Below are 13,124 nucleotides of genomic sequence, written 5' to 3' on the forward strand. Positions count from 1 at the left end.
TCGGGCTGCTTAACTTTTTATTGCATCAAGGGCGTAATTAATGAAATTACTGGTGAGGCCATAATCTTCTGTGCCTTTACGACGGATAAAATAAAAATCGCGCGTGATCTTTAGCCCCTCTATAGGCACTTCTACCAAATCGCCTTCTGCAAGTTGCCTTACAATTGATGGTCGCGGCATAAAACCAAGGCAATGGTCGGCCAGCAAGAAATTTTTTAAGGCTTCGGTACCACCCAGCCTTATTTTTACTGTAAGGTCGGCAGGGGAAATGTTTAATGCCGCCAATGATTTAAGCAAACTATTAAGTGTGCCCGAGCCTCTTTCGCGAAGTGCAACGGGCGTTTTTTGCAGCTGTTTAAGCGACAGCTTTTTACCTGCCAACGGACTTTTAGCGGAACATACCGGTATAACCTCGTCGCTCATGAACGGTTTGTAAGCTATGGTAGTTAGCTTGCTGTCTACCTCTATAATTCCAACGTCTACTTCGTGGCTTAACAGGGCATTTTGTATATATTCCGAATTGCGGTTCACGAGCAAAACATCTACATTTTGATATTCTTGCTGAAAGCCCGATAGTATAGATGGCAGTACATAAAGTGCTACGGTTGTACTGGCACCCAAACGCAGATGCCCATGTGCCTGCGAGATATTGTTAAGCACAGAAAGATCGTATTCTATCTTGCGCTCAATCTCTACAGCCTGCAACAAGTGGTCATATAATTTTTTGCCCGCCTCTGTTAAAATGATGCTATTGCCTTTACGTTCGAACAACGGAAGTTTGTACTGGTCTTCCATTGACTTGATGTGCTTGCTGATAGCCGGCTGGGTAATAAAAAGCACCTGTGCCGCCTTAGAAAAACTTAAGTTGGTAGCAACTTCCAGAAATACCCGGTGGCTAAAGGAGATCATTTTCGACTAAGATAATTTAAATACTCCAACTTGTCATGTCGACCCTTCGATAAGCTCAGGGTAACACCGGCACTAAAGTAATTAAGTATCCTAATAGCGACGAGCAAATAAAAAAGCCCCGCTATAGCAGGGCCTATATTTTAAATTCGAAATCGAACATTCGAAATTCGAAATAAAAACTACGCTTCCTGCGCTACACCTATCAGGTGGTTAGCAACCAGGTATTCTGCGATCTGCACGGCATTGGTAGCAGCACCTTTACGCAGGTTGTCAGATACTATCCAGCAGTTTAACGTATTGGGCTGGGTTTCGTCGCGGCGGATGCGGCCCACAAAAACTTCGTCCTTCTCGTGTGCTTCAAGCGGGGTTGGGTATTGCAGGTTAGCTACATCGTCCACCACAATCACGCCCGGCGCTTTGCTTAATATTTCACGTACTTCCGCAAGGTCAAAATCATTTGCAAACTCTATGTTAACCGACTCTGAGTGGCCGCCCATTACAGGTATACGCACGGTGGTTGCCGTAACGCGTATGCTGTCATCGCCCATTATCTTTTTGGTTTCCAGCACCATTTTCATTTCTTCTTTGGTGTAGCCGTTATCCTGGAAAACGTCTATATGCGGCAACACGTTCAAATCTATTTTGTAAGGATATGCCATAGGTCCGTCAATCCCTTTCCGCTCGTTCATTAGCTGGTCAACAGCCTTAACGCCTGTACCGGTTACCGATTGGTAGGTGGATACCACAACACGTTTGATCTGATATTTGTCGTGCAGTGGTTTTAAAGCCACTACCATTTGTATGGTAGAACAATTTGGGTTGGCTATGATCTTATCATCAGCGGTCAATACATCAGCATTTACTTCAGGGACTACCAATTTTTTTGTTGGGTCCATACGCCAGGCGGAGGAGTTGTCTATCACCGTAATGCCCGCATCAGCAAACATGGGTGCCTGCTCAAGTGACGTGCTACCACCTGCAGAAAACAGGGCCAGGTCGGGTTTTTGCTTAATCGCATCTCCGGCAGAAACCACCTTATACGGCTTACCCTTATAGGTAACTTCTTTACCTACACTTTTGGCCGATGCTACGGGAATCAATTCTGTTACGGGGAAGTTGCGTTCTGCCAGAACCTGCAACATTTTAGTGCCCACCAAACCGGTAGCACCTACTACAGCGACTTTCATTTTGCGATTAAAATATTTAAAAATTAAACCTGAGTTTCAAATATCGCATTTTTTGGCAAACATGCCGCTTTGCAGGCCGTTTAAACCTTTACAGCACATGGGTAAAGGAATATTTCAAACGCATTTGATGCAAATTTTTACCTTTGTTTTTTAACGCGTTTTGCATGAACGAAAAGATCTTAGTGATTGGAGCTAACGGCCAGATAGGGACAGAACTGGTTTTAGCGCTGCGCAAAAAATACGGTGCAGAACAAGTTGTCGCTTCAGACATTAATAACGCAGGTTATGCTATTCGCCATAGCGGCCCTTATGAGTTCGCCAATGTTTTAGATCAGGATAACCTGCATCATATATTCCAGAAACACCAACCAACGCAGGTTTACTTATTGGCCGCGATCCTATCTGCCGTAGGTGAGCAAAAACCAAAAATGGCGTGGGAGTTAAATATGACGGGGCTTTTAAATGTGCTGGACCTGGCTGTTGAATTTAATGTGGGCCGGGTATTCTGGCCAAGTTCTATCGCGGTGTTTGGGCCTAATTCTCCAAAAGAAAGCACGCCGCAATATTGCGTAATGGACCCAAATACGGTTTATGGTTTCAGCAAACTTGCCGGAGAGCGCTGGTGCGAATATTACTTTAATAAACACGGTGTCGACGTGCGCAGCATCCGTTACCCGGGCCTGATCAGTTGGAAGGCGGCGCCCGGCGGCGGTACAACAGATTACGCGGTACACATATTTCATGAGGCGTTAAAAACCAAAAGCTATAGCAGTTTCTTATCGGCACAAACCGCTTTGCCCATGATGTACATGGACGACGCGATACGCGCCACGCTTACATTGATGGACGCGCCGGCGGAGCAGGTTAAGATAAGGTCAAGTTATAATTTAGCGGGTATCAGTTTCACTCCCGAACAACTTGGTGAAGAGATCAAAAAACATATACCCAATTTTGAATTAAGTTACGTGGATGGCGACCCGAGGCAGACGATTGCAGACAGCTGGCCAAAGACAATAGACGATAGCCGAGCGCAGCAGGACTGGGGCTGGCAGCCGGAATATGATCTGCCGCGAATGGTGGAAGCGATGTTAATAAACTTGGCGAATAGTTAATTATGTGAGTGGTGAGTAGTTGCCAGTTACATAATTAATAAAGCTGCGTTAGGGATAGAAAGGGAAAGCCCGGAATGCTGCTTGAGCAGCATGAGGACTTGTACTGTATAGCCCGACCCTGCGTAGCAGGGGAACGCCAAATAAATTTAGCACAGGTAAAGAATCCCGAAAAAGATTCTTTGCTTCTCCTGATAACAATCGGGACTTAATGACAAATCGGAATAACCGGTGTAATCAATTACATCAGTGTAATTATAAATATGGGAAGAGCATTCGAATTTAGAAAAGAGAGAAAATTTAAGCGCTGGGCCAAAATGGCCGTGCAGTTTACCCGTTTGGGGAAAGAAATTGTAATGGCAGTGAAAGAAGGTGGCGGCCACCCCGAAACCAATTCGCGCCTGCGTACTGCCATGCAAAATGCCAAGGCGGTAAACATGCCTAAAGACCGTGTTGAAGCAGCCATTAAACGCGCAGTAAGCAAAGATTCTTCTAATTATGACGAGATCGTTTATGAAGGTTACGCGCCACATGGCGTTGCTATATTAGTTGAAACCGCTACTGACAATACCAACCGTACAGTAGCTAATGTGCGCAGTTATTTTACCAAAGTAGGCGGAACCTTAGGCAAGACAGGTTCGCTGGATTTTATTTTCAGCCGTAAGTCGGTTTTTACGTTTGATCCGGGCGACCGCGACCTGGAAGAACTGGAGTTTGAACTGATAGACGCCGGATTGGAGGATCTGTTTGTTGAAGCCAATGAAGAGGGTAAAGATGTTGCCGTTATCCATACGGCGTTTGAAGATTTTGGCAAGATGCAAACCGCTTTGGCGGCGTTAGGCATCGAAACCATTTCGGCTAAATTAGAGCGCATTCCGCTTTCTACCGCAGAAGTTACCGAAGAGCAAGCTGCTGACGCTTTAAAACTCATAGATAAATTGGAAGAGGACGACGACGTGCAGGCGGTTTACCATAACATGGCGGAATAAAACCCTCATACCCCCTAAAGGGGATAATAAAAAGCCCTCTCCTTTGAAGAGGGTTGGGTGAGGCTAAACATATGACCTTCGAAGAATTTTTTAAGAAGAAAAAGATAAACCTGCCGCTTTTACAGCAGGCAGAGCCTGCTCTTTTTGAAGAATTTAAGAGCCACTACGCCGCCATGGGCGAAAAAAGCTTCGACCATACCAAGAAGTACTGGTTCAATAAATTACGCAGGCAATACGTTTTACCGCCGGAACCTAAGGTAGAGAAGGTGATCATTGAAAACCCTATCGCGGAGCAAACCATTGTTGAGTCGCTTACCGAGCCCGCTATAGAAAATCCAAAAGTTGGCTTTATACCAAGATTTAAATCTGGGGCTATAACTTCCAAAGCTGCAGAGCAGCCAACCGAGGACGCTAGTGAAGAGCCTAAGGTTGACGAACCGGCAAAGCCGAAAGTTGGTTTCACACCAAGGTTTAAGGCAAGAGTGCCTACTGCTAAACCAACAGAGCAATCAGCCGAAGACGCTAAAGAAGAGCCGAAAGCTGAAGAACCGGCAAAGCCGAAAGTTGGTTTCACAACAAGGTTTAAGGCAGGAGTGACTACTGCAAAACCAACCGAGCAATCAGCCGACGAGGCTAAAGAAGAGCCACAATCTGAAGAACCGGCTAAACCTAAAGTTGGCTTTACGCCGAGGTTTAAAGCGGGGATTACCAGTGCTAAACCGACAGAGCAGTCGCCTCAAGACGCTAGTGAAGAGCCTAAGGTTGACGAACCTGCAAAACCTAAAGTTGGCTTTACGCCGAGGTTTAAACCTCCGCAGAAATAATTTTATTATCAATCTGTCATGCCGAACTTGTTTCGGCATCCCACCTGAAAGAACTCGATTCCCTCTCCGCTTTAAGAAATAAAACTTGAATGACCTTTGAGATGCCGAAACAAGTTCGGCATGACGAGATCATACACTTTGTCATGCTGAGCCTGGCGAAGCATCTTATGCGTTAGGCGTTTGCCAAATAATCCGATAGCTACGGGATTTAAGGCGTTCAAAAATGATAACTATAAGATTATTGTACAGATGCTTCGACAGGCTCAGCATGACACAACAAATAGGGCATTTGAGATGCCGAAACAATTCGGAAAACATTTTTTACAGCACGTCATCGCGAGAAGCGCAGCGATGTGGGAAATACCCAAAATTGCTCACCGCCCTGTAAATTTAGATCGCTTCGTCATTTCATTCCTCGCAATGACGGGTTGTAAGAATAGAGGGGGTAAATTATTTCACCAACGTACCAATATGTTCGCCGTTGGCAATGCGCTCAAAGTTTCCGGGTTTGTTCATATCGAAAACAATGATCGGCAAGTTGTTTTCCTGGCATAATGTAATTGCCGTCATGTCCATTACATTTAGGCCTTTGTCGTAAACTTCCTGGAAAGAGATCTCGTCGTAGCGTGTGGCTGATGGATCTTTTTCCGGATCGGCAGTGTAGATGCCGTCAACACGGGTTCCTTTCAAAACCACATCTGCTTTGATCTCGATAGCACGCAAAGACGCAGCCGTATCTGTAGTAAAATATGGGTTACCTGTGCCGGCACCAAAGATTACTATTTTGCCCGACTCTAAGTGGCTCATAGCCCTGCGGCGAATGTAAGGTTCGCAGATCTGTTCCATTTTTATAGCCGACTGTAGGCGGGTATCTACACCAATACCTTCGAGCGAAGTTTGCAGCGCCATGCAGTTGATCACTGTGGCCAGCATACCCATATAGTCTGCCTGGGCTCGTTCCATGCCCGATTTTTCTGCACTTAAACCTCTGAAAATATTACCACCACCAACAACTATCGCTATTTCAATACCCGCGTCTAACACTTTTTTAATGTCATGCGCATATTGCAAAACGCGGTTATTGTCAATACCATACTGGCGCTCGCCCAACAAAGCTTCGCCACTTAGCTTAAGTAATATTCTTTTGTATTTCATCTAATAAAGGTTTTATGCTTGAAAGTACCGGCCGCCAAACCATGTCCCGGCGACTTCAAAAGTATCATTAAAAATAATTAAATCTGCATCGCAGCCTTCGGCAATTCTGCCTTTGTTAAGGCCGGCCAGTTGCGCTGGGTATAAAGAAGCCATATTGATAGCCTCTGCCAGATCTATATACGCATATTCGACACAGTTTTGTACAGCTTTTAGCATGGTTAAGCTCGAGCCGGACAACGTACCATCGGGCATTACATATTTTCCATCTATCAGGCGGTGTTTGTAAACACCTTCATTAGTTTCGGTAACCGCGTCGGTGATTAAAAACAGCTTATTGCCCAGCTCGCGTTTGGCCAAACGTACCATAGCAAAATCTACATGCATGCCATCGGCCACAATGCTGGTGTACGGCCGCTCCTCGAATATCGCCGGAATGTAGCCCGGCTCACGGTGATGCATTTGCGGCATAGCATTAAACAAGTGGGTAACCGCAGGTATTGGTCTATTTAAAAAAGCTTTTCCTTCGGCATAAGTGGCATTGCTGTGCCCTGAAGAAATGATCACACCGGCGTTATACAGGTAATCTATCACGTCCTGATCCTGTAATTCGGGCGCGATGGTCATCATTTTTATTTCGCCTTCGGCGGACTCTATCCAACGCTTTACTTTTTCAACCGTCGCTTTCTGAATAAACTCGGCCGGGTGGGCGCCAAGCTTCTTAGGGTTAAGAAACGGCCCTTCCAGATGCAAGCCCATAAAAATACCATTGGCCTTGCTGCGATAGGCCTTCGCTGCCGCGATACCTTGCTCAACTATCTCATCGCTATTGGTGGCAATTGTAGCGAAGAAACCGACAGTGCCTTGTGCCAGGTGGTCTCTCTCCATTTGCGCCAACGCCTCTTCACTTGGCGTGCCGCCGAACAACTTTCCACCCGTGCCGTAGATCTGCAGATCAAGCAAGCCGGGCGCCACATAGTTATTATTTAGGTCCACCTTCTCTGCGTCTGCAGGAATGTCGGCTTCGTTGATGATAGCTTTGATAGTCTTACCGTCGAGCACAATGGCTTTCCCAACGGTGATCGCGCCGTCGTCTATCAGTTGCAGGTTATGTAAGTAGGTTTGCATAATTAAGCCTCTTTTTATTCCCCTCTTGAGAGGGGTTGGGGGTGTGTTATACACCTCTCCCTAAATCCCTCTCCCAAGGAGAGGGACTTTTTTATCAGTTTTATCACCCTAAGCTTGTTGAAGGGTCTTATGCGTTAGTGCTTCCTCCAGATAACAACTGGAACAAACGAAACGTTGCAGAAGATTCCTCGCCACACTCGGAATGACAAATGTGAATATTTAAGCAAAAAAAATCCCCTCGTTTTAAAAACGAGGGGATAAATAAATTAAGCTCCTAAAACAACCCGCTTAAATGCGGTAACGGTGAGCCCTTTCTCAACGCCGTTTAGGAACTGAGAAATATTTTTTGAAGGGTCTTTCACAAACTCCTGGTTCAACAAGGTTGAATCTTTGTAAAATTTGTTCAGTTTACCCTGAGCGATCTTTTCTACCATATCCTCTGGTTTACCTTCTGCACGGATCTGCTCTTTGGCAATCGCAATCTCGCGCTCAACAGTGTTGGCATCAACACCGTCTTTATCAACCGCAACGGGGTTCATAGCTGCAATTTGCATAGCAACGTCTTTACCTGCTTCATCAGCACCGGCTACGTTTGCGCTTAATCCTACCAATACCCCTAAACGAAAGTTACCGTGGATGTAAGCGATGATCTTTTCGCCGGTCAATACTTCGTAAGTACTAACAGTGATCTTCTCGCCAATTTTACCTGTCATGTCTAAAACTGCATCAGCAATTTTAACACGGCTGGTTTCTGTATCAACTTCTAACTGGCCTAGCTCTTCTAAAGAAGCCGGTAATTGTTGTACCGCCTCATTAGCTACAGCGTTACCAAAAGCAATAAACTCAGCGTTTTTAGCAACAAAGTCTGTCTCGCAGCTAAGAACAATGATCACACCGTTTTTGCCATCAGCAGAAGTACGTGCAATAACTACACCCTCTTTGCTTTCGCGGTCGCTGCGGCTTGCTGCTACTTTAGCACCTTTTTTTCTTAAAAAGTCGATCGCTGCTTCAAAGTCTCCGTTGGTTTCTGTTAAAGCTTTTTTGCAATCCATCATACCTGCACCTGTTTGCTGGCGTAGTTTGTTTACGTCGGCTGCAGAAATTTGTACTGTTGACATGTTTTTAATTTAGTGAGTGGTGAATTGTGAGTTGTGAATAGTTCAGCAATTCTACACCCGGTTATGTTTTTCTGTTAAGTAAAAAAGTGATGAGTTGTAAAATGGAAAACCACTCACAATTCACCACTCTTAATTCACTAAATATTATTCTTTTGTAGCAGGTTCTGCATCTGCAGATGCAGTTTTACGTGCACGTTTGCCGCCTTCTGCTGTAGCCGCTGCTTCCGGAGCGTCAACTTTAGATTTTGCTGCAACTGCTTCTTTCTCTGCTTCGTCCTCTTTCTCGCGTTTGCGCTCGTCTAAACCTTCTTGTATAGCCTGGATAATAATACCGGTTATTAAAGAGATAGATTTAGTAGCATCGTCATTCGCCGGGATAGGGAAATCGATGTTTGAAGGGTCTGAGTTCGTATCAACCATTGCAAAGGTTGGGATGTTCAGCTTCAAAGATTCTGCAACCGCGATGTGCTCTTTCTTAACGTCTATCAAAAATAACGCAGCAGGTAAGCGGTTAAGATCTGCTATACCACCTAACAAGGTTTCTAACTTCACACGCTCGCGCTGTATCATCAGACGCTCTTTTTTAGAAAGGATGCTGTAAGTACCGTCTTTAGTCAGCTTGTCGATGTTAGACATCTTTTTGATAGACTTGCGTACGGTAGCGAAGTTGGTTAACATACCACCTAACCAACGCTCGGTTACGTAAGGCATATTCACGCTTTTCGCGTAATCGGCAACGATGTCTTTAGCTTGCTTTTTAGTAGCAACGAAAAGCACTTTACGGCCCGATTTTACAATTTGTTTTATAGCCGAAGCGGCTTCTTCTACCTTAGATAAGGTTTTGTTAAGATCTATAATGTGGATACCGTTACGCTCCATAAAAATGTACTGAGACATTTTTGGATCCCATTTGCGGGTAAGGTGACCAAAGTGTACACCTGCATCCAGTAAATCCTGATATGTTGTTCTTGCCATTGTTGTGTCCTCCTTAAATGATTAACGTTTACTGAATTGGAATTTACGACGTGCTTTTCTGCGGCCCGGTTTCTTACGCTCAACCATACGGTCATCACGTGTCATTAAACCTTTAGCGCGTAATGCAGGTTTCTTTTCAGCATCAAGTTCAACAATAGCTTTAGCAATAGCTAAACGAACGGCTTCTGCCTGTCCTTTTACACCACCACCTGCTACGTTTACAACAATGTCGAACTTACCCTCTGAACCCGAAACGAGTAAAGACTGGGTAGCCACATATTGTAAAGGCAAAGTAGGGAAATACTCTTTGTAATCTTTACCGTTAACGGTAAGCGCGCCGTTGCCATCATTTAAGTAGATGCGTGCAACAGCTGTTTTTCTTCTGCCCGAAGTGTTTGTTGTTGGCATTTTTTTTCTCCTTTAAAATAAAAAGTTAAACGGTTTTAGGGCTTTGTGCTGCATGAGGATGCTCGGCGCCTGCATAAACATGCAGATTACCAAATAAGGCACGGCCCAAACGATTTTTAGGTAACATACCGCGTACAGCTTTTTCAACCACACGCTCGGGATGTTTAGCCATTAACTCCTTAGGAGAAATGAAACGCTGACCGCCCGGGTAACCGGTGTAAGAGATGTATTGCTTGGTGGCAAATTTATCTCCGGTCAACTTTACCTTGTCTGCATTGATAACAATAACGTTATCACCACAGTCTACGTTTGGGGTGAACCCTGGCTTGTGCTTACCGCGGATCATCATAGCGATCTTAGTACACAAGCGCCCCAAAATCTCGCCATTTGCGTCAACAACAACCCATTCTTTGTTAACGGTTTTTTTGTTGGCAGAGACAGTTTTGTAACTTAACGTATTCACTTGCTTTTAATTAATTTATAAATACTTTTATTAACCCCGCATTTTTCGGGACTGCAAAGATACAGCTTTTGGGTTAAGTTACAAGTGGTTGGGCAGATTTTTGTAATGCGTTTTACACAACGCTATAAACATATCTCTATTAAAACTTTATTAGGAAAATGGAAAAAAATGAGTTGCACGCATTAGTGGGAAGACAATTTATTATAACTGGTTTTATCCAACAAAAACTGGAAATAGTGAATTACATAAAAGAAGGTTATGATAACAATGCACCTGTATTGATGAATAATAGGTTCTTGCATTTTACAGCTCATAACTTATACAGATCAATAATTGTTGATTTGGGAGCATTATTTAGTGATAAGAAAAACACACATAAGAATAATTTCAATCAGATTATTTCTAATAGCAAATATTCAAATTCACTTAAACGTGAAGCTGTTCTTACAATACGCGATTTAATAGCTTCTCAGAAAGATAATATTGAAGAAATTATAAGGTTACGTGATAAAGAAATTGCCCACTACGACTTTGAAGCAATTCCAGCAACTATAAAGTTTAATTTTGATCGGCTTAAACTTATTAATTGTCTTTTTGAAACTGCTCTCAAAATAATAATGATATGTGGCGAGTCTCCCATAGATAAAGAGAATTCGGTGCATTATTCATTTGATAGATATAACCAATATTTGCGCTCTTTGAAAAGTCTAATCAATTACAAATAACACCTGTTTTGTCTGGGCCTTACCCTCGCTTCGCTTGGGTCATGCCATCCGCTATATCTGCTGCGCAGGATGCCGCTCCTGTCATTAACGCAAACTTTCAGTTTGTTGCCCCCTTAGTTAACTCAAGTAATATTTTCCCCGCCAGCGGGCAGCTTCGGATGAAAGCACGAGCCGCTACTGAGGGTTAGCGTGATGAGGGCCTTGCGAGTGTTTTGCAGCGCAGGGCTTGTGCGGAAAAGAAGCCTTTCGCTGGCTTGGCCTTTTTGGTTCTTTTGTGGCTAAGACAAAAGAACGAAGCCACCGCGGCGAATTAGCGTTGAAACTGAATAGGATTCGTCGCTTTATTTAAAAAATCGAATTTATGCCCTGGTCCAGATTTAAATCTGGACCTCACCATTCCGATAACTATCGGGACTTATCACAAAGGACAAGACAGAGATTGGGGGCGCAATCCTTGCTTCCTTCGCCTCATCTGTTAAGCGTATCGCTGTTTCACCCTGAAACACTTTTATGGCTTTTTAGCCTGTGACTTGTCCTGAAATAAGTTTACAGAAAAGTAGAGGAACAAGATGGACAAATGGAAAGCGGAGCGTATCATACATGAGCGTGAGATCATGGGTAAGAGTTTGCGTACCTTAGCAAAAAAGTACGGCGTATCACCCACAACTATTTCCCGCATAGTGAACAAGGACAAGTTAAACGAAAAGGCATTGAGAAGTTCGAAGAAGACAGTTCTTCCCGATGATGTGTCTTTATTGAAAGCGATGTTACGGACAGAGCAGCTAAAGAATGAGCTGCTGAATAACATCATAGATATAGCAGATAAGGAGCTGGGTACCAACATCAGAAAAAAGTCTGGCACCAGGCAGTCGGAGTAAGCATGCAAAAACGCAGCCGCGGGCTGCGCGAGTTATGCAGACTGCTTGGTTACAGTTCACAAGCCTATTACCAGCATCACCGGTCCACAGAAATGCGGACTTTTAAACAAGAAGAAATCATTCAGCAAGTAATGGCACACCGTCGCCGCCAGCCGCGGCTGGGTGCAAGGAAACTGCTTGAACTGATACGGCCCGGCATAGGGCGGGATGCATTCTTTGAGCTTTTGAGAGAAAACGGCTTGCTGGTGCGCAGGAAAATATACCGTACGCGTACCACCTTTTCCTGCCACCGCTTTAAGAAATACCCCGACCTGACGGGCGGCCTGGTGCCTGCAGCGCCGGGGCGGCTGTGGGTGAGCGATATCACTTACATCCGCGTGGGGCAGGGCTTTGCTTACCTGAGCCTGGTCACGGATGCTTACAGCCGAAAGATCATTGGCTTCTGTCTGAGCCATGATCTTTCTACCGGCAGCTGCCTTACAGCACTTGAAATGGCCTTATCACAAAAGCAACCCGACACCCCGCTGATCCATCATTCGGATCGCGGCACGCAATATTGCAGCGGTACCTATACAGCACTTTTGATCAAAGAAGGCATTGGTATCAGTATGACCCAAAGCGGGAACCCGCGTGATAATGCCATTGCAGAACGTGTAAACGGTATACTTAAACTTGAACTGTTAAATGAGGCTTACAAAAACCTGAGCGGTGCAACACGTGCGGTACGCAGCGCTATAAATACTTACAACAACTTAAGGCCGCACAGCAGTATAGATATGATGACACCACAGGCAGCACACCGGGAATCCGGACCCCTCAGGCGGCGATGGCGAAACTATTATCCCAATCATCAACAAATAACAGAGCAAGTGTAAACCCCTTTAAGGACTAAAATAAAAAGTGTAAATTCAATTCAGTATTAACAATTAAAAGTGTCAACTTTTTTTAGGACAGGTCACTGTTTTTATTGAAACACTGACAAAGTAGTGCTTGCAGGTAAACGCTGCAACGGCCTGATGATCAAGAAAGAGCAAGATCCTGTCAGATACTTAAAAGTAAGGAGCAATTGTTTCAACTGCTTCAGCTGAAACAGTGAAACACCCGTCCGCTGGCTGACGGACCAGCTATTTATCAATTCTCCCAATTCTTAAATCTGATAATCGCGACAATATTCGGGGCTAATTCAAACCCCCTCTCCTTCGGAGAGGGTCGGGGTGAGGCTCCAAATATCACCGCCGCATCATAAAACGCCAGGCTTA

Annotated in this window: 14 protein-coding genes; 6 read left to right on the top strand and 8 right to left on the bottom strand. The window is 44.6% G+C overall.

Features of this window, described 5'->3' with window-relative positions; all coding sequences use genetic code 11:
- Window positions 1-9 precede the first annotated feature (9 nt).
- On the bottom strand, window positions 10-909 hold the full coding sequence (locus tag GO620_RS13855; RefSeq protein ID WP_157526978.1) for a LysR family transcriptional regulator: 900 nt from the start codon (window positions 907-909) through the stop codon (window positions 10-12).
- Between the two features lie 179 nt (window positions 910-1,088).
- Window positions 1,089-2,096: an aspartate-semialdehyde dehydrogenase gene (locus GO620_RS13860; RefSeq protein WP_157526977.1), complete on the bottom strand. Its 1,008-nt coding sequence runs from the start codon at window positions 2,094-2,096 to the stop codon at window positions 1,089-1,091.
- 164 nt (window positions 2,097-2,260) lie between these two features.
- Here GO620_RS13860 and GO620_RS13865 point away from each other — a divergent pair, with 164 nt between their 5' ends.
- The 3 genes from GO620_RS13865 (at window position 2,261) to GO620_RS13875 (ending at window position 5,018) form a co-directional block, all read left to right on the top strand.
- On the top strand, window positions 2,261-3,208 hold the full coding sequence (locus GO620_RS13865) for an NAD-dependent epimerase/dehydratase family protein (RefSeq protein ID WP_157526976.1): 948 nt from the start codon (window positions 2,261-2,263) through the stop codon (window positions 3,206-3,208).
- Window positions 3,209-3,468: 260 nt separating this feature from the next.
- Window positions 3,469-4,194, top strand: a complete 726-nt coding sequence (locus GO620_RS13870) for a YebC/PmpR family DNA-binding transcriptional regulator (RefSeq protein WP_157526975.1) — start codon at window positions 3,469-3,471, stop codon at window positions 4,192-4,194.
- A gap of 71 nt (window positions 4,195-4,265) precedes the next feature.
- Window positions 4,266-5,018: a hypothetical protein gene (locus tag GO620_RS13875; protein ID WP_157526974.1), complete on the top strand. Its 753-nt coding sequence runs from the start codon at window positions 4,266-4,268 to the stop codon at window positions 5,016-5,018.
- 450 nt (window positions 5,019-5,468) lie between these two features.
- On the opposite strand, the gene pyrH is transcribed toward GO620_RS13875, so the two are convergent.
- From pyrH to rplM, 6 genes are all read right to left on the bottom strand, one after another.
- Window positions 5,469-6,173, bottom strand: a complete 705-nt coding sequence (gene pyrH, locus GO620_RS13880) for a UMP kinase (protein WP_157526973.1) — start codon at window positions 6,171-6,173, stop codon at window positions 5,469-5,471.
- A 12-nt stretch (window positions 6,174-6,185) separates the two neighbouring features.
- On the bottom strand, window positions 6,186-7,298 hold the full coding sequence (gene nagA / locus GO620_RS13885; RefSeq protein ID WP_157526972.1) for an N-acetylglucosamine-6-phosphate deacetylase: 1,113 nt from the start codon (window positions 7,296-7,298) through the stop codon (window positions 6,186-6,188).
- Between the two features lie 266 nt (window positions 7,299-7,564).
- Window positions 7,565-8,416, bottom strand: coding sequence for a translation elongation factor Ts (gene tsf / locus GO620_RS13890; RefSeq protein ID WP_157526971.1), 852 nt, complete (start codon window positions 8,414-8,416; stop codon window positions 7,565-7,567).
- 144 nt (window positions 8,417-8,560) lie between these two features.
- A complete protein-coding gene (gene rpsB / locus GO620_RS13895) occupies window positions 8,561-9,391 on the bottom strand; it encodes a 30S ribosomal protein S2 (protein ID WP_157526970.1) in 831 nt (276 codons plus the stop codon).
- A 21-nt stretch (window positions 9,392-9,412) separates the two neighbouring features.
- A complete protein-coding gene (gene rpsI / locus GO620_RS13900; RefSeq protein ID WP_157526969.1) occupies window positions 9,413-9,799 on the bottom strand; it encodes a 30S ribosomal protein S9 in 387 nt (128 codons plus the stop codon).
- Between the two features lie 25 nt (window positions 9,800-9,824).
- Window positions 9,825-10,262 (bottom strand): 50S ribosomal protein L13, encoded by a 438-nt coding sequence (gene rplM, locus GO620_RS13905; protein ID WP_200230209.1) that lies wholly within the window; start codon window positions 10,260-10,262, stop codon window positions 9,825-9,827.
- Between the two features lie 158 nt (window positions 10,263-10,420).
- Between rplM and GO620_RS13910 the strand changes: the two genes are divergently transcribed.
- From GO620_RS13910 to GO620_RS13920, 3 genes are all read left to right on the top strand, one after another.
- A complete protein-coding gene (locus GO620_RS13910; protein ID WP_157526968.1) occupies window positions 10,421-10,987 on the top strand; it encodes a hypothetical protein in 567 nt (188 codons plus the stop codon).
- 569 nt (window positions 10,988-11,556) lie between these two features.
- Window positions 11,557-11,865: a helix-turn-helix domain-containing protein gene (locus GO620_RS13915; RefSeq protein WP_200229806.1), complete on the top strand. Its 309-nt coding sequence runs from the start codon at window positions 11,557-11,559 to the stop codon at window positions 11,863-11,865.
- A 2-nt stretch (window positions 11,866-11,867) separates the two neighbouring features.
- Window positions 11,868-12,740 carry an IS3 family transposase gene (locus tag GO620_RS13920; protein WP_157527017.1) on the top strand — a complete coding sequence of 291 codons (873 nt, stop codon included), beginning with the start codon at window positions 11,868-11,870 and terminating at the stop codon, window positions 12,738-12,740.
- Window positions 12,741-13,124: the final 384 nt, after the last annotated feature.

The sequence above is a fragment of the Mucilaginibacter ginkgonis genome, from assembly GCF_009754905.2.
GTDB lineage: Bacteria > Bacteroidota > Bacteroidia > Sphingobacteriales > Sphingobacteriaceae > Mucilaginibacter > Mucilaginibacter ginkgonis.

Bases quoted from the DNA above. Each gene is read 5' to 3' on its own strand.
- GO620_RS13855 (WP_157526978.1), bottom strand. From the start codon at position 909: ATGATCTCCTTTAGCCACCGGGTATTTCTGGAAGTTGCTACCAACTTA.
- GO620_RS13860 (WP_157526977.1), bottom strand. From the start codon at position 2,096: ATGAAAGTCGCTGTAGTAGGTGCTACCGGTTTGGTGGGCACTAAAATG.
- GO620_RS13865 (WP_157526976.1), top strand. From the start codon at position 2,261: ATGAACGAAAAGATCTTAGTGATTGGAGCTAACGGCCAGATAGGGACA.
- GO620_RS13870 (WP_157526975.1), top strand. From the start codon at position 3,469: ATGGGAAGAGCATTCGAATTTAGAAAAGAGAGAAAATTTAAGCGCTGG.
- GO620_RS13875 (WP_157526974.1), top strand. From the start codon at position 4,266: ATGACCTTCGAAGAATTTTTTAAGAAGAAAAAGATAAACCTGCCGCTT.
- pyrH (WP_157526973.1), bottom strand. From the start codon at position 6,173: ATGAAATACAAAAGAATATTACTTAAGCTAAGTGGCGAAGCTTTGTTG.
- nagA (WP_157526972.1), bottom strand. From the start codon at position 7,298: ATGCAAACCTACTTACATAACCTGCAACTGATAGACGACGGCGCGATC.
- tsf (WP_157526971.1), bottom strand. From the start codon at position 8,416: ATGTCAACAGTACAAATTTCTGCAGCCGACGTAAACAAACTACGCCAG.
- rpsB (WP_157526970.1), bottom strand. From the start codon at position 9,391: ATGGCAAGAACAACATATCAGGATTTACTGGATGCAGGTGTACACTTT.
- rpsI (WP_157526969.1), bottom strand. From the start codon at position 9,799: ATGCCAACAACAAACACTTCGGGCAGAAGAAAAACAGCTGTTGCACGC.
- GO620_RS13910 (WP_157526968.1), top strand. From the start codon at position 10,421: ATGGAAAAAAATGAGTTGCACGCATTAGTGGGAAGACAATTTATTATA.
- GO620_RS13915 (WP_200229806.1), top strand. From the start codon at position 11,557: ATGGACAAATGGAAAGCGGAGCGTATCATACATGAGCGTGAGATCATG.
- GO620_RS13920 (WP_157527017.1), top strand. From the start codon at position 11,868: ATGCAAAAACGCAGCCGCGGGCTGCGCGAGTTATGCAGACTGCTTGGT.